At 54.0% G+C, this 18,808-nt stretch carries 17 protein-coding genes and 1 pseudogene; 8 read left to right on the top strand and 10 right to left on the bottom strand.

Annotated elements, in window-relative coordinates:
- Positions 1 to 103 precede the first annotated feature (103 nt).
- Positions 104 to 2,452: an SPI-1 type III secretion system effector HECT-type E3 ubiquitin transferase SopA gene (gene sopA, locus EOS97_RS24355; protein WP_000703988.1), complete on the bottom strand. Its 2,349-nt coding sequence runs from the start codon at positions 2,450 to 2,452 to the stop codon at positions 104 to 106.
- Between the two features lie 266 nt (positions 2,453 to 2,718).
- Here sopA and EOS97_RS24350 point away from each other — a divergent pair.
- From EOS97_RS24350 to EOS97_RS24315, 8 genes and pseudogenes are all read left to right on the top strand, one after another.
- Positions 2,719 to 2,811: pseudogene (locus EOS97_RS24350) on the top strand (heavy metal-binding domain-containing protein); the annotation flags it as partial.
- Between the two features lie 259 nt (positions 2,812 to 3,070).
- On the top strand, positions 3,071 to 5,347 hold the full coding sequence (phsA, locus tag EOS97_RS24345; protein ID WP_000028222.1) for a thiosulfate reductase PhsA: 2,277 nt from the start codon (positions 3,071 to 3,073) through the stop codon (positions 5,345 to 5,347).
- A 14-nt stretch (positions 5,348 to 5,361) separates the two neighbouring features.
- On the top strand, positions 5,362 to 5,940 hold the full coding sequence (gene phsB, locus EOS97_RS24340; RefSeq protein ID WP_001016236.1) for a thiosulfate reductase electron transport protein PhsB: 579 nt from the start codon (positions 5,362 to 5,364) through the stop codon (positions 5,938 to 5,940).
- Positions 5,937 to 6,701 carry a thiosulfate reductase cytochrome B subunit gene (gene phsC, locus EOS97_RS24335; RefSeq protein WP_001092545.1) on the top strand — a complete coding sequence of 255 codons (765 nt, stop codon included), beginning with the start codon at positions 5,937 to 5,939 and terminating at the stop codon, positions 6,699 to 6,701. The genes phsB and phsC overlap by 4 nt, the downstream gene beginning before the upstream one ends.
- 123 nt (positions 6,702 to 6,824) lie before the next feature.
- Complete coding sequence (dacD, locus tag EOS97_RS24330) at positions 6,825 to 7,997, top strand: serine-type D-Ala-D-Ala carboxypeptidase DacD (protein ID WP_000925028.1); 1,173 nt, start codon at positions 6,825 to 6,827, stop codon at positions 7,995 to 7,997.
- 150 nt (positions 7,998 to 8,147) lie between these two features.
- A complete protein-coding gene (gene sbmC / locus EOS97_RS24325; RefSeq protein WP_000384324.1) occupies positions 8,148 to 8,615 on the top strand; it encodes a DNA gyrase inhibitor SbmC in 468 nt (155 codons plus the stop codon).
- 118 nt (positions 8,616 to 8,733) lie between these two features.
- The gene (locus EOS97_RS24320; RefSeq protein ID WP_001200858.1) at positions 8,734 to 9,792 is read left to right on the top strand and encodes an FUSC family protein; all 1,059 of its coding nucleotides are present in this window, start codon (positions 8,734 to 8,736) and stop codon (positions 9,790 to 9,792) included.
- 244 nt (positions 9,793 to 10,036) lie between these two features.
- A complete protein-coding gene (locus EOS97_RS24315) occupies positions 10,037 to 10,372 on the top strand; it encodes a DUF496 family protein (RefSeq protein WP_000450405.1) in 336 nt (111 codons plus the stop codon).
- Positions 10,373 to 10,405: 33 nt separating this feature from the next.
- Here EOS97_RS24315 and pduX read toward each other — a convergent pair whose 3' ends face one another.
- The 9 genes from pduX to pduO form a co-directional block, all read right to left on the bottom strand.
- Complete coding sequence (pduX, locus tag EOS97_RS24310) at positions 10,406 to 11,272, bottom strand: L-threonine kinase PduX (RefSeq protein WP_001805106.1); 867 nt, start codon at positions 11,270 to 11,272, stop codon at positions 10,406 to 10,408.
- 93 nt (positions 11,273 to 11,365) lie between these two features.
- Positions 11,366 to 12,580 (bottom strand): propanediol utilization propionate kinase PduW, encoded by a 1,215-nt coding sequence (gene pduW, locus EOS97_RS24305; RefSeq protein ID WP_000120647.1) that lies wholly within the window; start codon positions 12,578 to 12,580, stop codon positions 11,366 to 11,368.
- Positions 12,565 to 13,017 carry a propanediol utilization protein PduV gene (gene pduV / locus EOS97_RS24300; protein WP_000826277.1) on the bottom strand — a complete coding sequence of 151 codons (453 nt, stop codon included), beginning with the start codon at positions 13,015 to 13,017 and terminating at the stop codon, positions 12,565 to 12,567. Before pduV ends, pduW begins: the two co-directional genes overlap by 16 nt.
- A 4-nt stretch (positions 13,018 to 13,021) precedes the next feature.
- A complete protein-coding gene (pduU, locus tag EOS97_RS24295) occupies positions 13,022 to 13,372 on the bottom strand; it encodes a propanediol utilization microcompartment protein PduU (RefSeq protein WP_000441100.1) in 351 nt (116 codons plus the stop codon).
- A complete protein-coding gene (pduT, locus tag EOS97_RS24290) occupies positions 13,372 to 13,926 on the bottom strand; it encodes a propanediol utilization microcompartment protein PduT (protein ID WP_000075778.1) in 555 nt (184 codons plus the stop codon). Before pduT ends, pduU begins: the two co-directional genes overlap by 1 nt.
- 2 nt (positions 13,927 to 13,928) lie before the next feature.
- Positions 13,929 to 15,284, bottom strand: coding sequence for a cobalamin reductase PduS (pduS, locus tag EOS97_RS24285; RefSeq protein ID WP_000100786.1), 1,356 nt, complete (start codon positions 15,282 to 15,284; stop codon positions 13,929 to 13,931).
- Positions 15,281 to 16,393, bottom strand: coding sequence for a 1-propanol dehydrogenase PduQ (gene pduQ / locus EOS97_RS24280; RefSeq protein WP_001091453.1), 1,113 nt, complete (start codon positions 16,391 to 16,393; stop codon positions 15,281 to 15,283). Before pduQ ends, pduS begins: the two co-directional genes overlap by 4 nt.
- Before the next feature lie 11 nt (positions 16,394 to 16,404).
- On the bottom strand, positions 16,405 to 17,799 hold the full coding sequence (gene pduP, locus EOS97_RS24275; protein ID WP_001097669.1) for a CoA-acylating propionaldehyde dehydrogenase PduP: 1,395 nt from the start codon (positions 17,797 to 17,799) through the stop codon (positions 16,405 to 16,407).
- On the bottom strand, positions 17,796 to 18,806 hold the full coding sequence (pduO, locus tag EOS97_RS24270) for a two-domain cob(I)yrinic acid a,c-diamide adenosyltransferase PduO (RefSeq protein ID WP_001029486.1): 1,011 nt from the start codon (positions 18,804 to 18,806) through the stop codon (positions 17,796 to 17,798). The genes pduP and pduO overlap by 4 nt, the downstream gene beginning before the upstream one ends.
- Between the last annotated feature and the right edge of the window lie 2 nt (positions 18,807 to 18,808).

The following is an 18,808-nucleotide window of genomic DNA, read 5'->3' as shown; positions in this document are numbered from 1 at the left end:
GGGTCAATCTGGCCGGGATCTCAAAAATGCATGGACTAAAACGGGTCTATTTACAGAGGGACACAACGCTGTGTCCCTTAATTCCATGCGGGTTGAGGCTGGACTACGCCCAGGCCAGTGGCAGGATGGATGACAGAACACTCGGGAAATATTTTCTGGCATGACGTTGCATACTATCCGCCACAACGCTGGTGCAGGTAAAGGCGCCATGGAGGCCGTGAAAACGGTCGGACCACTCGGTAAATTGTTCGCTGGATGGGAATATCGCCGGAGACAGCTCCCAGGCTTTCTGCATCAGCGCCTCCGCATAGCCTCTCAGGGCCGGCGGAGAGTCATGCTCAGTGCCGAAAATGGCGCTGGAGGAATAGCGTGCGAATGCGGTACTGAGACAGAACAGGGTTTCCGCCTGCTTCTGTGGGGTGGCGTCCGTCAGGTGATAAGCACTGAGGATGTGCTGGTAGTGTGCCGGGCTGAGTTTGCCTTCAGGAAGCAAGGGGTCAAAAATGGTGGCCAGACGCGACACTGAGGCATCATCAATCAACTTCACGGTGGAATGTTTCTGGTTCGTGGCGGCAATAAACTGCTGGTTCAGCTCCCCGTTATCTTCAGTGCTGAGGATGATATCAATCAGCTCCCCAAAGCGTCGCTGCGTGGCCTGCTGATTAAATGCGGCGAGAAACACCGGAAAGTCATGACGGAATAACTCTACCGGAGAGATTTGCGCAGTGGAAACGTTCTCTCCGGCTCGCAGCAGGTAAAAGTTGTCCCATGTGGTGTCAGGAGTAGGGTTTAGCATTGTTAACAGCGTGTCAGTGGAGAGCATCATCGCCGTGTCTGAATCCTGGGAGGAAAGCAGCAGGAAATTATCTGCAGCGCGGGTTGTCCAGTCCGGGCTGCCGTCATAATTGCCGAAGAGCCCATTATGGATGTGGGGAGACACCGCCGGGTGAGCAAGATACTGTTCATAAAGCGCTGCAGCTTTCTGGCGGGTGCCATCAGTGCAGTCCACGCCTGTCATACAGTGTAAAATCACCTGATTAAAGAGTCCGCTGTGAGTAGTCATGGCGGCGCTGTTCCTGTCAAACGAATCCAGCAACACAGGCAGTATGCGCTGCTGATAATATGTGTCAGGAGCCGGCAGGGGAACGTCATTATAGGTCTGGCACTGGTGGGCAAAAAAACGTTCCTGAACAGGCCCGAGCCACTCGCTGATAAGCGCACTTTGCGTATAGGGGGGGTGGGCCAGTACGCTTACCAGCGAACTTTCAACTGGCCGGATACATGCCTCTGTTAAGCGGCCACCCCGCAATGACTTCACCAGGTCTTCCATTGCCCGGACTTTTTCCTGACTGTATTTATCGGGCAGGCTGTCAATGGTCATCAGAATACTTTTACCATTATTGTGCTCATGATTTAAAAATCCATCCACAGCGTTCTCACTCCAAAGGAGTGGCATTTGCAGCCAGATATCACCTAGACGAATAAAATTTCCGCCCCCTGACACTGACGGAGGTGATGAATTATCCGGTTCATTTAAAATAACGCCAGAGAGGTTGGCTTTGTGACGTATAAACGTATTTTTTAATGTTGTATTAATAAAAGAGGGCTGTTGTCGTGTAGTAATTGAATACTGTAAAGTCAGTTCATTCATGTCTGAATTACTAAATTTTGTATTACTGCAGACTACATCACTCAGTGTCGAATAAGTGAATCGGCATTCGTCAAAATGTAAATGAGATATATCAGAATAAGTAAATTTTGAATTTGAAAAGTTGAACCCCTTAATAATATCGCCGTCTCGCTTCATGAAGCTGGTGGGCAATATTTTGCTGAATGTAATATTACGGAAATCTGCGTTTGAAAAATCGCGATCTGCGGCCGTAAGGGTTTCTCCGGCTTTCTGTCGTAAAAGTGCATCCGTGAGTTTCTTAGCCCATTCGGCAGGTGATGACGGGGAAGACGTAGCCTGAAGTGAGAGGGAGGGTGATACTGGTGGTGTTCTACCTTCAGAAACAGTGGGCCTGTTATTGGCTGATACAGAGACTCCACCGGGGAGTGGGGCCGCACCTGTCACTCTGTAATTATAATCACATGTTTGATTTGCAATATGCTTACGCATGAATGCTGCATTCATTTTTGAGACATCTTCTGCTGAAATATTTTTCTTACCTGCATTATTTGTATCTTTAATATTTTTAACAGTAATCAATGTTTTGTTTAAGGTGTTTTTATCTTTCGGCTGAAAGAAGTCTTTTATTTTTTGTGGTAACGCGAACTCAATCGATGAGCTCTTTCCTGTTTTAAGTTTTTCATTTAAAGAAGCATGCGTGTTTTTAACACTGGTTATTTTTGAGGCGAACCCGTTTTTCGTATGTTCACGAATAGAGGTAATTAATTTTTTAACCTGGTTAGGAATAGTAGAAAAATTAATTGCGCCTGATGATATCTTCATTAGAATTCCTTATCAACATCATTATGGAAAAACGGTCTGGATTTTTAACGCCTTAAAAGTAAGCTTCATATGTCGGTATGGCGATGGAGATCACAATTCACCATGTTATCTGGCAGGTTTCTTTCAGAAAGTGTCCATCCTGTCATCATGTCACCGTATTGTGGGACGCTGACGTATCTGCGGAAAAATCAAGGCATAAGGGAGCGGGTCGGGTAACGAAGCCCGTGTGCGCGAAAAACTAAACCCGCTTCGATGCGCAGTCAGCGTTTTTCGCCGGCATTCGGGATATCGTCGGCGGACATTCCGGCGCGTATGAGAAAGAACTGCGTAAAGCGCGTGAAATCGCTTTTCAGGAAATAATCGTTTTCTTTTAAATATTATTACGTGTTATTGGAATTGTATCATTTTTATAATTAACAGCGGGTTGTTTGGTAATTCTGCTGATTATTCAATGACAGTCCATGTGCGTGTTCAGGAAATGTAAAATATTTATAAAATAAAAGGTGTTATCGTGTTGGTATGCTCATTTTAACAACTATTTCAAATTGTGATTGAAGCCGACATTTCATAATACAAATTAAATATAATCTTCAGCTATATCTAATAACAGGAGGTTATATGAGCATTAGTCGTCGTTCTTTTTTGCAGGGGGTGGGCATCGGTTGCTCTGCCTGCGCGCTGGGCGCTTTTCCGCCCGGGGCGCTGGCGCGCAACCCAATTGCCGGCATTAACGGTAAAACCACGCTAACGCCAAGCTTGTGCGAAATGTGTTCCTTTCGTTGCCCTATTCAGGCGCAGGTAGTCAATAACAAGACCGTTTTTATCCAGGGCAATCCTTCTGCGCCGCAGCAGGGGACGCGCATATGCGCCAGGGGCGGGAGCGGCGTCAGCCTGGTCAATGACCCGCAACGGATTGTAAAACCTATGAAACGCACCGGGCCACGCGGTGACGGTGAATGGCAGGTGATTAGCTGGCAGCAGGCTTACCAGGAAATCGCGGCGAAAATGAATGCCATCAAAGCGCAGCATGGCCCCGAGAGCGTGGCTTTCTCTTCCAAATCGGGCTCGCTCTCCAGCCATCTTTTCCATCTGGCTACGGCCTTTGGTTCGCCTAATACCTTTACGCACGCCTCAACATGCCCTGCCGGGAAAGCCATTGCGGCAAAAGTGATGATGGGCGGCGATCTGGCGATGGATATCGCTAACACGCGCTATCTGGTTTCGTTTGGCCACAATTTGTATGAAGGGATTGAAGTTGCCGATACCCATGAGTTAATGACCGCGCAGGAGAAGGGGGCCAAAATGGTGAGCTTCGATCCGCGTCTGTCGATATTTTCCAGCAAGGCGGATGAGTGGCACGCTATTCGTCCCGGGGGGGATTTAGCGGTTCTGCTGGCGATGTGCCACGTCATGATTGATGAACAACTCTACGATGCGTCTTTTGTTGAGCGTTATACCAGCGGATTTGAACAGTTAGCACAGGCGGTAAAAGAGACGACGCCGGAATGGGCCGCCGCGCAGGCCGATGTCCCAGCCGACGTTATTGTCCGGGTGACACGCGAACTGGCCGCCTGCGCGCCTCACGCTATTGTCAGTCCTGGTCATCGCGCGACGTTCTCGCAGGAAGAGATCGATATGCGGCGTATGATTTTTACGCTTAATGTGCTGCTCGGTAATATTGAGCGCGAAGGCGGGCTATATCAGAAAAAAAACGCGTCTGTTTACAATAAACTGGCCGGAGAAAAGGTCGCGCCAACGCTGGCGAAACTCAACATTAAAAATATGCCGAAACCGACGGCGCAACGCATCGATTTGGTCGCACCGCAGTTTAAATATATCGCCGCTGGCGGCGGCGTGGTGCAAAGCATTATTGACGCGGTGTTAACCCAGAAGCCTTACCCGATAAAGGCGTGGATTATGTCGCGGCATAATCCTTTCCAGACCGTCACCTGTCGTTCGGACCTGGTAAAAACCGTTGAGCAACTGGATCTGGTGGTCAGTTGCGATGTCTATTTGAGCGAGAGCGCGGCGTATGCCGACTATCTGCTGCCGGAATGCACTTATCTCGAACGGGACGAAGAGGTATCGGATATGTCGGGACTGCACCCGGCTTACGCTCTGCGCCAACAGGTCGTAGAGCCGATTGGCGAGGCGCGTCCGAGTTGGCAAATCTGGAAAGAACTTGGCGAGCAGTTGGGATTAGGGCAGTACTATCCGTGGCAGGATATGCAGACGCGCCAACTCTATCAGTTGAACGGCGACCATGCCTTAGCGAAGGAACTGCGACAGAAAGGGTATCTCGAATGGGGCGTTCCGCTGCTATTACGCGAACCAGAATCCGTTCGTCAGTTTACGGCGCGTTACCCCGGCGCTATCGCGACGGACAGCGACAACACCTATGGCGAACAGCTTCGCTTCAAATCGCCCTCCGGCAAAATCGAACTTTATTCCGCAACTCTGGAGGAATTGCTCCCAGGCTACGGCGTTCCGCGCGTTCGTGACTTTGCGCTTAAAAAAGAGAATGAGCTTTACTTCATTCAGGGCAAGGTGGCCGTGCATACCAATGGCGCGACGCAGTACGTACCTTTACTCAGCGAGCTAATGTGGGATAACGCGGTCTGGGTCCATCCGCAAACGGCGCAAGAAAAAGGCATTAAGACCGGCGATGAGATCTGGCTGGAAAATGCCACGGGTAAAGAGAAAGGTAAGGCGCTGGTGACGCCCGGTATCCGCCCGGACACGCTTTTTGTCTATATGGGATTTGGCGCTAAAGCTGGGGCCAAAACGGCGGCGACGACACACGGTATCCACTGCGGAAATTTACTGCCGCACGTGACGAGTCCGGTATCCGGTACGGTAGTGCATACCGCAGGCGTGACGCTGAGCCGGGTATGAGGGAGGAGGGAACCATGAATCATTTAACGAATCAGTACGTCATGCTGCATGATGAAAAACGTTGTATCGGCTGCCAGGCGTGTACCGTTGCCTGCAAAGTGCTTAATGACGTACCGGAGGGATTTAGCCGCGTACAGGTACAAATTCGCGCCCCTGAACAGGCATCCAACGCACTAACCCATTTTCAATTTGTCCGCGTCTCCTGTCAGCACTGTGAAAATGCGCCATGTGTCAGCGTTTGTCCTACCGGAGCGTCATATCGTGATGAAAACGGGATCGTGCAGGTGGATAAATCGCGCTGTATTGGCTGCGATTATTGTGTTGCCGCGTGTCCTTTCCATGTGCGCTATTTGAATCCGCAAACCGGTGTCGCCGACAAGTGTAACTTCTGCGCCGACACGCGGTTGGCGGCTGGCCAGTCTCCGGCGTGCGTATCCGTTTGCCCAACGGACGCGCTGAAATTCGGCAGACTGGATGAGAGCGAGATCCAGCGCTGGGTCGGTCAGAAAGAGGTCTATCGCCAGCAGGAGGCGCGTAGCGGCGCGGTCAGTCTGTACCGTCGTAAAGAAGTCCATCAGGAGGGTAAAGCATGAATACTATCTGGGGAGCGGAACTACATTATGCGCCAGATTATTGGCCGCTGTGGTTAATTTACGCAGGCGTCGTGGTGCTGCTCATGCTTGTTGGGCTGGTTATCCATGCGTTATTGCGCCGGATGCTGGCGCCAAAAACGGCGGGCGGCGAAGAGCATCGTGACTATCTCTACTCGCTGGCGATTCGCCGTTGGCATTGGGGAAATGCGTTACTGTTTGTTTTATTACTGTTCAGCGGTTTATTTGGTCATTTTTCTCTCGGCCCTGTAGCGCTAATGGTACAAGTGCATACCTGGTGTGGTTTTGCCTTACTGGCTTTCTGGGTCGGGTTTGTGCTGATCAATCTCACCACAGGTAACGGGCGTCACTATCGGGTAAATTTTTCCGGACTGGTAACGCGCTGCATACGCCAGACGCGTTTTTACCTTTTTGGCATCATGAAAGGGGAAGCGCATCCGTTCGCGGCAACAGAGCAGAATAAGTTCAATCCACTGCAACAACTGGCATATCTGGCGATTATGTACGCGCTGGTACCGCTGTTAATCATCACCGGTTTGCTGTGTCTCTATCCGCAGGTTGCGGGTCTGGGCCCTGTGATGCTGGTGCTGCATATGGCGCTTGCTATCATCGGCTTACTGTTTATTTGCGCGCATCTCTATCTGTGTACTCTTGGCGACACGCCGGGACAAATTTTCCGTAGCATGGTTGACGGCTATCATCGTCATCGTACCGCGCCGCGCGGGGATAAGTCCGCCGTCTGAGCGTATCCATAAAATAAAGTCAGCAAGAAAATGTGCCTTGTGTCACATTTTCTTGCAATTTATCCATGTTTGTTTAACTGAACTTCCGTAAAAAGAACGGCAAATAGAGACCATCCTGAGGACATGCTGTTGAAACGCTGTTTGTTTATTGCCGCTTCTTTATTCGCGATGCACCTTTCTCCTGCGCTTGCGGCCGATGCCGTAAGTTTTGCTCCCCAACCGCCAGCCATTGATGCAGGCGCCTGGGTGTTGATGGATTACACTACGGGACAGGTTCTTACCGCCGGTAATGAACACCAGCAACGTAATCCTGCCAGCCTTACCAAGCTAATGACGGGCTACGTCGTCGATCGCGCCATCGATAGTCATCGTATCAGCCCTGACGATATCGTCACCGTTGGGCGCGACGCCTGGGCGAAGGATAATCCGGTGTTTGTCGGCTCCTCGTTGATGTTTTTAAAAGAAGGGGATCGCGTGTCGGTGCGTGATTTAAGTCGTGGCTTAATCGTGGATTCCGGTAACGATGCCTGTGTGGCGCTGGCGGATTATATCGCGGGCGGGCAGCCGCAGTTTGTGGCGATGATGAACAGCTATGTGAAAAAACTCAATTTGCAGGATACCCATTTTGAAACCGTCCACGGTCTGGATGCGCCGGGACAACATAGCTCCGCGTATGATCTGGCCGTACTCTCCCGGGCGATTATTCACGGCGAACCTGAATTTTATCACATGTACAGCGAGAAAAGCCTGACCTGGAACGGCATCACGCAGCAGAACCGCAACGGCTTGTTGTGGGATAAGACCATGCATATTGATGGGCTTAAAACCGGACACACATCGGGGGCGGGATATAATCTTATCGCATCGGCGGTGGACGGGCAGCGTCGACTTATCGCTGTTGTGATGGGAGCGAAAAGTTCGAAAGGCCGTGAAGAACAGGCGCGAAAACTGTTGCAGTGGGGCCTGCAAAACTTTGCGACGGTGCAGATTTTGCACAGCGGTAAAAAAGTGGGCAGCGAGCGAATCTGGTATGGAGACAAAGAAAAGATTGCGCTGGGTACGGAACAGGATTTCTGGATGGCGCTGCCTAAAGCGGAAATTCCGCATATCAAAGCAAAATATGTGCTGGATAGAAAAGAGCTGGAGGCGCCAATCGCCGCTCATCAACAGGTAGGTGAAATAGAGCTCTACGATCGGGATAAACTGATCGCTCAGTGGCCGCTGGTTACTCTGGAATCGGTGGGTAAAGGCGGTATGTTCTCTCGTCTGAGCGACTATTTTCAGCATAAAGCGTAAGCCGTTGTCACACACCGTTCACCGCCATCTGAGGTGTCAAAAGGGCGGGATTGCGAGGTTGCTCACAAAATGATCACGCAGTCCTTGTGACCGTAAAAGGCTGTAATTATACTGTACATTCATACAGTATAGTAAAGTGACGGAGGCAGCATGGATTACGAAATCAGGCAGGAACAAAAACGCAAGATAGCCGGTTTCCACATGGTCGGTCCATGGGAACACACCGTGAAGCAGGGTTTTGAACAACTGATGACGTGGGTGGATCGACAGCGGATCGTGCCAGTTGAATGGATTGCCGTCTATTACGACAATCCAGATGTCGTACCTGCGGAAAAACTCCGCTGCGATACCGTGGTGTCCGTGGCAGAGAATTTCATCCTGCCGGACAATAGCGAAGGCGTAATCGTGACCGCCATTGAAGGCGGCGAATATGCCACTGCTGTCGCGCGTGTGGAAGACCGTGACTTTGCGAAGCCGTGGGAACGGTTTTTTGACGCCCTGGAGCAGGATAGCGCTTATCAGATAGCCTCTGCGCCCTGTTTTGAAACCTATCTGAATAACGGCATGGAAGATGGATACTGGGATATTGAAATGTATATTCCGGTACAGCGGAAGTGATCGACTGGTTTCCTGGCTGAAAAGAGCGGACGGATAATGTGTTCCGTCCGCCAGTGCGCTATTTTTGCTATAAAGCAGGTACAATGCATTTTTTGCCATTCCCGTAAGGAGCGCAAGCGTGCGTGCCGATAAGTCATTAAGCCCTTTTGAAATACGGTTGTACCGTCATTATCGCATCGTGCACGGCATACGTATCGCCCTGGCGTTCATTCTTACCTTTCTGCTGGTTCGTCTGTTTTCTATTCCCGAGGGCACATGGCCGCTAATCACGTTAGTGGTGATTATGGGGCCCATCTCATTCTGGGGAAATGTAGTGCCTCGTGCTTTTGAGCGCATAGGCGGTACGATCCTGGGCGCGGCGTTAGGGCTGGTGGCGCTACGCCTGGAGCTCTTTTCCTTACCGCTGATGCTGGTGTGGTGTGCGATAGCGATGTTTTTGTGCGGCTGGCTGGCCTTAGGGAAAAAACCGTATCAGGCGCTACTGATAGGCATAACGCTCGCCGTTGTTGTCGGCGCTCCCGCTGGTGATATGAATACGGCATTATGGCGTGGCGGGGATGTGATTTTGGGGTCGCTACTGGCGATGTTGTTTACCGGCATCTGGCCCCAGCGCGCCTTTTTGCACTGGCGCATCCAACTGGCGCATTGCGTCACGGCGTATAATCGGGTGTATCAGGCAGCGCTGTCGCCGAATTTGCTGGAGCGCCCCCGGTTGGATAAACATTTACAACGGTTGCTGAACGATGTCGTCAAAATGCGCGGACTGATAACGCCCGCCAGTAAAGAAACCCGGATACAAAAATCTATTTTCGAGGCCATTCAGACCATCAACCGCAATCTGGTTTGTATGCTTGAATTACAAATCAATGCCCACTGGGCGACGCGCGCCAGCCATTTTGTGATGCTTAACGCGCACACATTGCGTGAAACCCAGCAGATGACGCAGCAAACCTTGCTAACGATCGCCCACGCGTTGTTTGAAGGCAACCCGCAGCCGGTACTGGCAAACACCGGTAAACTGAATGATATTGCTGCCGAGTTGCGACAGCTAATGAACGAGCAGCAGGGCGACGCGGTGGCTGAAACCCCCATCCACGGCTATGTTTGGCTAAGTATGGAAACGGCCCGACAGTTGGAACTGCTTTCACATTTGATCTGCCGGGCTTTGCGCAAATAAAAAGCAGATGGGGCGAATGAATTTGTTGCTGCTTCGATTCAGCAAAGATTAAGAGTATGATACTAATATAAGGATAAAATGAGTGCTACTGGCAACGATTTTATCCCCGAACCTTCAGGTTTCCACAGGCGGCGACGTAACGGTGTTTCCTCTGGCGGCTTGAAGTATGACGGGGATAAACGTAATGTTTATCCACTAGCAGTTGCTTAACGAATCCGAATCTCACATTATCAGGGGTGTAAAAATGGAAACAACCAAGCCTTCTTTCCAGGACGTGCTGGAGTTTGTTCGTCTGTTCCGTCGCAAAAATAAACTGCAGCGTGAAATTCAGGACATTGAGAAGAAGATCCGTGACAACCAGAAGCGTGTGCTGCTGCTGGACAACTTGAGCGACTACATCAAGCCAGGTATGAGCGTTGAGGCGATTCAGGGTATCATCGCCAGCATGAAAAGCGACTATGAAGATCGCGTTGATGACTACATCATTAAAAATGCCGAAATCTCCAAAGAGCGTCGCGACATTTCCAAAAAGCTGAAAGCGATGGGCGAAATGAAACACGCCGATGTAAAAGCCGAATAATGCGCTACGGCAGTGGGAGCGTATATCAGGCTCTCACTGCAGTTTGACCCCGCCAGTGACCATCTTGAGTAAATGTTGTTTTGGCCAGTGTCGGGTAAGTTTTTTCTCTGCCAGCTTACCTTTCAGGCGCGCAATATCATGATGTTTCCGGTCCAGCATCAGACCCACCACGCTACCGCTATGTGCCACGTTCAATCCGTATAAATCACACTCTTCGACCAGCGACAACAGGGCGGTAAATCCTGGCTTAGGTAACAGCGTCTGGCTGGCGATAGCGCTAAGCGTAGCCGCCTCACCCAGTCGGAGCGGATTTTGCGTTATACAGGCTTCCTGCACCAGATTCCAGGCCTGCTGCAAGGTTGCTGAACTTGCTATTAATTTCTGCTGGCGAGGGAGACGGTGGTAATCTTGCGTGCGCAGTGTGACCGGACTTTCCAGTACCAGCAAATCGATTGGCGGCGGTGGCTCGCAGGCGATTTGCGTGACCGCATTATTATGATCAAACAGCGTTAACTGATGAAAAACGGTGCTATCAGTGGGTTCGATTGAGACGCAAAGCTGTGCAAGGGTGGTTTCATCCAGCGAATGGCCAAGATGATGCGCCGTTGCCACCGCCGTAGCGGCAATATCTGCGGTGCTGCTGGCCATGCCTTTGGCAACAGGAATTGACGAACGCACATCGACGCGAATCTCGTTACTCCAGTGCGCAGGATACTGCCAGTGCGCCAGAACGCGCTCCACCATCGCCCGCGACAATGGGCGTTCGTTTACCAACGGCGGCGCAGCCGTGACTGCTACGGTGCTGTACCAGTCAACGGGGCAGGAGACCAGTTTCTCACTGCCCAGAATCCATCCCTGGATAAGTTCCCCGCATGAGGCGGGGCATTGCGCAACAGCCACGTTATCACCTTTCAGGTACGAATAGTGTGCGCGCATAGTGTCATGGTAAAAGCATTATTACCATGACTTGCCGCAATGCGTCGTTTAACCCTCTCAGGCTGGTACACAAAGCCCTTCCGTGGCCGGTAGCGCAATGCGCATAACGTCTTGTGCGATCATTAACTCTTCGTTGGTGTTGATGACGGCGACTTTCACTAGGGCGTTCTCCGTCTGGATAAATGTCGCATTACGCTGATTTTTCTCTTCATCAACGGCTAAGCCCAAAAATTGCAAATTATGGCACACCGCCGATCTGGCGCGCGCTGAGTTCTCGCCAATGCCCCCAGTGAATACCAGCGCATCCAGTCCTCCCATTTGCATAATATAGCTGCCAATGGTGGCGCGAATGCGTTCGGCAAACAGAGTGAGAGCGAGTTTAGCCTGCCGGTTACCGGTATTGGCTGCCTGTTCGACATCGCGGTAATCAGACGACACGCCAGAAACGCCCAGCAAGCCTGACTCATTATTTAATAACTGATTCAACTGTTGCGGCGTTTTGCTTTCGCGCTGGGCTATCCACGGCAGAATAGAGGGATCAATATCTCCGCTACGGGTGCCCATCATCACGCCTGACTGCGGCGTAAAGCCCATCGACGTATTGACCGAACGCCCGTTCTTGATGGCGCAGATGCTGCTACCGTTTCCAAGATGACAACAAATCACCCGTAATGCGCTGAGTGGTACGCCCAGCTTTTCCGCCAGAACGCCGCTGACATACTTATGGCTGGTGCCATGAAAGCCATAACGGCGAATCCCCAGTTCCGCGTAATAATGCCAGGGAAGCGGGTAAATATAGGCGGGTTCATCCAGCGTCTGGTGAAATGCCGTATCAAACACGGCTACGGAAGGGGCATCAGGCAACAGTTGACGAAAAACGTGAATACCCAACGCGTTTACCGGGTTGTGAAGCGGGGCCAGTTCAGCAAGACGTTCGATTTGCGCTAACGTTTCATCCGTGACCAGCGTCGAGTCTTTAAAAAACTCACCGCCGTGCGCCACACGATGGCCCACCCCATCAATGTCCCGCAGACTGTTAATGATTTGATAACCCAGCAGCTTTTCCAGAAGCAGCGTTACCGCATCGCGATGATCGGCAACGGGGACGGTTTCCTGCCATTTTTGGCTGTGCGTCTTAATTGTCACCTGCGCATCTGCCATACCGATACGCTCAATCAGCCCCTGACAGAGCATGTCGCCCTGCGGCATCTCCAGCAGCTGAAATTTTAACGATGAGCTACCGGCGTTAATGGCCATTATTTTGTAAGACATAAAGGTTCCTTCGAATTCAGAAAATCCAGCACGGCGTCGAGACCCGAGTTATTCAGCGCGCTGGTAATAAAAATCTGCTGTGCGCCAGCCTGCGTAAGCCATTCCGCAACCAGCGAAATACGCTGCGGCTCGGCGAGATCGGCCTTGGTGACCAGGCCAATCGTCGGGCGGTTCATCGGGGCGGTAAACCCTGGAGAAAAGGGCGACCACTGGGCGTCGGCATTTAACACCAGGGCGATAACGTCGGCCTCGCAGGCGCTGGTTAGCAGGGCGCTGTACAGGCAGCGGTTCTCCAGGTATTCGCCCGGCGTGTCGATGGCCATCGGCGACCATTCAATGGCCTGAGTTTTCTTATAATGGAGCGCTTCGCCGCGCAGGCTTTGGGTCAGCGAGGTTTTCCCGCACTGGCTGGGGCCGATAAACATCAAACGCTTCATGACGTTACGTCCGGGTGATCGAACAGGTGGTGAACTGCATCATTTCGCCCAGCGTGCGCGTTACCTGCTTGAGGGCATACTCGACGGCGGAAACGTCGCCGGTCAGCACCACGGCACCGGTAAAGCGATCGAGAAAACCAATTTCCACCGCGCCGGATTTAGTGGCGATATCGCAGGCGATAATCGATGCTTCGCTCGGCGTGATGGTAAGGATGCCAATGGCGGACACTGCATCCGGCAGGCCCAGCTTCTTAAAGAGATCTTTCCCTGGATTAGCAATCAGGTGCGCGAGAGTGACCTGTTTCCCCGGCACGTATTCCTGAATCATGCGATCCGTTGTCGGTTGTCTTTCCATTATCCCTCCACCATCTGTCGCCACATGGCTTCATGCGGGCGCGGGATCACCGAGCGGTAAACCAGCAGCCCTTTCTCGCCCGCGCTTTCGCTGGCAACCGTCACGGCGTTATTGACGTCAGAAACGTCGCCCGCCACCACCATGTAGCATTTACCGCCGATGCCGAAGGCCATATGCACCCGCACCAGGGTGACGTTTGAGCCTTTCACCGCCCGGTCTGCGGCGCTAATGCAGGCCGCCACGCTCCAGGTTTCGACGATACCTACCGCCTGGCGCTTATCGACGCTGTTCAGGCCGCTGATGGCCGGAAGTACGCTGGGATGAATATTTGCCAGCACCAGGCTGTCGACGAGCATCTCGCCGGCCTGCGACGTACCGGTTTCAATGGCCTGCTGGACAGCGCCGATATCGCCGCCCAGCATCAGTAAAAACTTACCTGGGCAGATGGTCTTGCTGACCAGCAGATTAACGTTGGCGCTTTTCAGCATGGCATCACCAAGCTCCATGCCTTTGGCGATGCTGGTGAGTTCTAAAATTCCTATAGCCTGAGACATGGTTAACCTCTTACAACCGTGATGGCCTGTTCGCTGATGGCCGAAACAATGCCGTCGATGCTGGCGTGAATGGGTGCGCCGAGCGCGCCAGGCGGGACATCGGCAACGCATTGCCCGCGCGTCACGCGCTCGCCGACGGCAACAGTCGGTACTGCGCTGGCACCAATATGCTGGCGCAGCTGCAAAGTGACTTTTTCTACTGACGGCTCTTCTTCAACCAGCGGCGCTTCCTGGTACCAAGGGCTTAGTCCCAGTTTGGCGATCAGCCGCTTCACCGGCACCAGGCGATATTTCGCCATTTCGTCGGCCGGATTCAGTGGCCCTTCGTAGCGCTGGTTTTGCGCCCGTAGCTCGCGTTTTAACATGCGGTTGATGCGCATCGGCGAGATCCCCACCGGGCAGGCCACGCTTTCGCAAACGTTGCATTCCGAACAGGTAAGGGCGCTCAGCAGCAACTGCGGCGTGGCGGCCTGGTGAAAGTTCACTGCCCGCACCAGCAGGTGCGGAGAGAGTTCGTGGCCGATCAGATGCCGTGGGCAGAGATCGGTACACAGTCGGCACTGTTCGCAGACGGTGTGCGCGACGGAAAGCACCGTGCGCTCGTCCTGCATTCTCCGCTGGATAAGCGGATGGCTTTTGGGGAGCACTAGCAGGCCGCCGGTAGTTTTCGTCACCGGATTATCAAGAGAGGTAATCCGGCCACCCATCATCGGGCCGCCGTTAATAAAACCAGGGTCGTCGACCGTTGCGCCGCCCGCCAGCGCCAGTACTTCCCGCAGCGACATGCCGATGGGAACAGTAACGGTCAACGGTCTGGCGACCGCGCCGTTCACGGTCAACGTGCGACGAGTGACCGGAAACTGCTGCTCGACCGCTCGGGCAATATTGAGCACCGTTTGCACGTTATTGACGACCACGCCGACGCTGGCAGGCAGCGCGGCAGGGGCGACCCGACGACCGGTTGCCATCCAGATAGTCAGCACCTCATCGCCCGCGGGATATACATCCGGCAGGATATGCAGGCGGATACCGTCTGGCAGCAGTGGGGTGAGGGCGTCGATGGCCCGGCGGTATTTTTCTTTCAGGGCTATCACCCCTTCGCGCGCGCCGGTTGCCGTCATCGCGTACTGCACGCCGCGGACAAGACGTGCGGCCTGCTGCCACATCAGTTGCTGGTCAACCTTGAGCATCGGTTCACATTCGGCGGCGTTCACCAGAAAAATTTCTATCTGCGCCTGTAGTTTGACGTGAGCGGGAAAACCTGCGCCGCCCGCGCCGACAACGCCCGCTGCGCGAACGCGCTCGCGAATTTCATCAGTGCTATAAGACATTTCAACGCTGTTGATGGCGGTGCTCATAGCAGTTCCTCCAGCAGTTCACGAATTTCTTCGGCGCTGGCCGGGCGCGGGTTGGTGCGCAGCGTAACGTCAGCCAGCGCAGCCTGCACCATCGCCGGAATGCGTGCGGAAAAGTCGGATCTTCCTTCTTTAAGCGCAACGGCCAGTGAGGGAAGGGCGCAGCGTTGCTTAAGCAGTTCGATTTGCTGAATCAGCGCATTGATTGCCGCGATATCATTGGCTTCTGCCGGGCAAAAACCGCAGGCTTTGGCCATCCGCGCGTAGCGTTTGGCGGCGCGCGGAACTCCGGCGTTAAAACGGATCACCGCCGTGAGCAGCAGCGCATTGGCCAGCCCGTGCGGCAGATGAAATTGCCCGCCAAGCTGGTGGGCTATCGCGTGGTTAAGCCCCAGCCCCGCCTGGCTGAAGGCCATCCCGGCGAGCGTTGAGGCATTGTGCATTTTCCCGCGCGTCGCCACGCAGTCGCCTTTTTCCACCGCCGTGGGCAGATACTGGAACACCAGTTTGGCGGCCTTTTCCGCCAGCGCGTCGGTAAAGTCGCTGGCGTGCGGTGAAACCCACGCTTCCAGGGCGTGGGTCAGCACGTCCATGCCGGTGTTGGCGGTAATCTGCGGCGGTACGCTGACCACCAGCTCCGGGTCGAGGATCGCCATATCCGGATACAGCGCATTGTTGAACAGCGGGTACTTGATGCCTTTATCCGGGTCGCTAATTACGCAGGCGCTGGTGACTTCCGAACCGGTGCCGCTGGTGGTCGGGATCGCCACGCAGGTTTCGATGTTGATGCCGCTTTGCTGGCTAAACCAGACAATCGCTTTCGCCGCGTCCATTGCCGAGCCGCCGCCAAAACCAATCACCACCTGCGGCTGCAGGGCCTGCATTTGCGCAATGCCCTGCACCACAGTATGGATGGTGGGGTCCGGCGTTATCTCGCTAAAGACGCTGATGCGGTTATCTGCGGGCAGCGCGTTACGCAGGGTATCCAGCAGCGGAGAGCGCGCCAGAAAGCCATCGCAGATTATCCAGATGTGCTTATTGGTAAAGCGCTTGAGCACCGCCAGGCTGCCCTGACCGCTGTACAACCGCGTTTGTAGTGAGAAGGTATTCATCGCGACCTCGGTTAGCGAATAGAAAAGCCGTTGGTCAGTACGCAGCGCCGGGAGCGGGCAAAAGTACGCGCTGACGTGGTCCCTTCGCCGGTTGGCGTGGCGATAGTGAAGGTGGTAAAGCCTTCGCCGCCGACGCCGATCCCGGCATAAGAGGGGCCGTTTTTGACGAATATCGAGGTTTGCAGGGTGCGGGCCGCGAGGTTCAGGCGCGACACGTTCTGCGAGTGCATAATGGCGGTGTGATGCAGCCCCTCTTCAACCTTCAGGGCCAGCGCCAGCGCGCTATCGAAATCGCTGACTTTTACCACCGGCAGCATCGGCATCAACTGTTCGCTGGTGACCCACGGATCGTTAGCGTTAACCAGCGCAATCAGCAGACGCGGCGCTTTTGCAGGGACAGCGATCCCGGCGGCTTCCAGCATGGCCGATGGGCTCTTGCCGACCAGTTTTTTATTCGCCTGGCCTTCTGGCAGGCAGGCGGCGCGGAGTTTGTCGGTATCGGCAGGGCTTAGCAGCAGCGCACCGAAGGTTTGCATTTGCTGCACCAGACGCTCGGCGACGCTCTCCACTACGATCAGGCTCTTCTCGGCAATGCAGGGCAGGTTGTAATCGAATGACGCGCCGTTAATGATATCTTCCGCCGCTTTCACCAGGTCTGCCGTTTCATCGACGATGCAGGGCGGGTTACCCGCGCCAGCGCCAATCACCTTCTTACCGCTCTTCATGCCCATTGCCACAATGCCCGGGCCACCGGTAATAGCCAGTACCGCGATTCGCGGGTGGGCCATCATCTGCTGGGTCGCTTCGAAGGTGGGTTCAGCCACGGTCACCACCAGATTGCGGATGCCGCAGCAGCGGAAGGCAATCTCTTCAATCAAGCTAATCAGCTTCAGAGAGACCTTTTTCGCCCCCGGATGCGGGCTAAAGTAGACGCTGTTGCCCGCCGCTAACATGCTGATGCTGTTATTGATGATGGTTTCCGTCGGGTTGGTGCTTGGGGCGACCGAACCGATGACGCCAAACGGCGAGTATTCAAAGAGCACCATGCCGCCGTCACCGGTCAGCGCGGTGGTGGTGAGATCTTCTACGCCCGGCGTGTTGTCCAGCGCAGCCTTGTTCTTGAGGAATTTATCTTCTTTGTTGCCCATCCCCGTTTCATTGGCGCTCTCTTCCGCCAGGGGTGCCAGTAGCGGCGTCAGCTCCTGACGCATCGCGCTGATAATGGCGCTGCGGGTTTTTAGTGGGCACTGCTGATAACGTAAGAACGCCTGGTGCGCGGCGTCGATGGCCTCGCTCACGGACTGGAAAATCCCTTTGCCCTGAGGCTGGGCCGGCGTTTGCGCCGGCGTGGTTAATTGCTCGCTAAGAATGGTGCGAATCAGGGTTTCGAGTTCAGAAGTATTCATTGATGAGTTCCCACGTTAATAGCCGCGATGGCGGTCTGTGCTATGTCCATGTCCTGCTCAACGCTGCCGCCGCTGATGCCAAGACCCCCAATTAATATGCCGTCGCGCCACAGGGCGTAACCGCCGCCAAAGGTGACCACTTTTCCCTGTAAATGACTTTCCAGGCCATAAAGCGCCGCGCCTGGCTGAACGACATCGCTCAGCTCATGGGTCGCCGTTTTCATTGCCACTGCGGTCCATGCCTTTTTCGGCGCCAGTTCGCTGCTGACCAGCAGGGCGTCCGGCATCCGCCAGGTCACAGTTTCCGTGCCGTGCGCGTCAACGATGCTGACGACTACCGGAACCTGCAGTTGCTGCGCGCGTTCAACGGCGGCGCGGGTGAGCTGGTGCAGATCGTGAAATGAGAGGGCCACGGGCGTTGTCTCCTTGCTGCGGGTCGGCTGGCTGGCAGCCAGATAGCGCTTGCTAACTTCACGGATGATGTTGGCCTGGTGCGCATCGCTATCTTCCGCGCGGGCCAGAGCGTACAGGCAGTCCGATAAGCGGTTGATGTAGCGCATCAGCACCTGGCGTACGTTGACTTCAGTTGCTAGTTCAACCAGACGGCGTTCGGCGCGGCGCGCCAGCGTGCGGGCAAAATGTAAGCGGCTCGCGGCTTCGCAGCGTCCGGGTAAAATAAAGCTGTGCAGCGGTTCGACGCGGGCCATTGCCCGATCGATAGCGGCTTCCAGGGCCGAAATCTCTTCGCTGCTGATGTAGCGCTGTTTGGGCGACGGCTGCTCGCTGTCGCTGGCCAGCTCTGCGCTAAACCAAAAAAGTTGCTGCTGGATGGCCTCAAGTAAGGTGCGGTGATTTTCATCCGCAGCGGCGCAGGCGCACAGGCTCAGCGCGGCGTTCAGCTCATCCAGCGTGCCGTAGGCTTCAACCCGCGGGTGGGTTTTGCTCACCCGCTGGCCGGTAAACAGTGATGTGGTGCCAGCGTCACCTGTTCGGGTATAAATCGCCATAA

The sequence above is a fragment of the Salmonella sp. SSDFZ54 genome (assembly GCF_004010735.1).
Classification (GTDB): Bacteria; Pseudomonadota; Gammaproteobacteria; order Enterobacterales; family Enterobacteriaceae; genus Salmonella; species Salmonella enterica.
Note: the sequence above shows the minus strand (reverse complement) of the source record. Positions and strands in the feature narration are given on the sequence as shown.

Bases quoted from the DNA above. Each gene is read 5' to 3' on its own strand.
- phsB (WP_001016236.1), top strand. From the start codon at position 5,362: ATGAATCATTTAACGAATCAGTACGTCATGCTGCATGATGAAAAACGT.
- pduW (WP_000120647.1), bottom strand. From the start codon at position 12,580: ATGTCTTACAAAATAATGGCCATTAACGCCGGTAGCTCATCGTTAAAA.
- sbmC (WP_000384324.1), top strand. From the start codon at position 8,148: ATGGATTACGAAATCAGGCAGGAACAAAAACGCAAGATAGCCGGTTTC.
- phsC (WP_001092545.1), top strand. From the start codon at position 5,937: ATGAATACTATCTGGGGAGCGGAACTACATTATGCGCCAGATTATTGG.
- pduQ (WP_001091453.1), bottom strand. From the start codon at position 16,393: ATGAATACCTTCTCACTACAAACGCGGTTGTACAGCGGTCAGGGCAGC.
- pduP (WP_001097669.1), bottom strand. From the start codon at position 17,799: ATGAATACTTCTGAACTCGAAACCCTGATTCGCACCATTCTTAGCGAG.
- dacD (WP_000925028.1), top strand. From the start codon at position 6,825: ATGCTGTTGAAACGCTGTTTGTTTATTGCCGCTTCTTTATTCGCGATG.
- EOS97_RS24315 (WP_000450405.1), top strand. From the start codon at position 10,037: ATGGAAACAACCAAGCCTTCTTTCCAGGACGTGCTGGAGTTTGTTCGT.
- phsA (WP_000028222.1), top strand. From the start codon at position 3,071: ATGAGCATTAGTCGTCGTTCTTTTTTGCAGGGGGTGGGCATCGGTTGC.
- pduO (WP_001029486.1), bottom strand. From the start codon at position 18,806: ATGGCGATTTATACCCGAACAGGTGACGCTGGCACCACATCACTGTTT.
- pduS (WP_000100786.1), bottom strand. From the start codon at position 15,284: ATGAGCACCGCCATCAACAGCGTTGAAATGTCTTATAGCACTGATGAA.
- pduU (WP_000441100.1), bottom strand. From the start codon at position 13,372: ATGGAAAGACAACCGACAACGGATCGCATGATTCAGGAATACGTGCCG.
- pduT (WP_000075778.1), bottom strand. From the start codon at position 13,926: ATGTCTCAGGCTATAGGAATTTTAGAACTCACCAGCATCGCCAAAGGC.
- sopA (WP_000703988.1), bottom strand. From the start codon at position 2,452: ATGAAGATATCATCAGGCGCAATTAATTTTTCTACTATTCCTAACCAG.
- pduV (WP_000826277.1), bottom strand. From the start codon at position 13,017: ATGAAGCGTTTGATGTTTATCGGCCCCAGCCAGTGCGGGAAAACCTCG.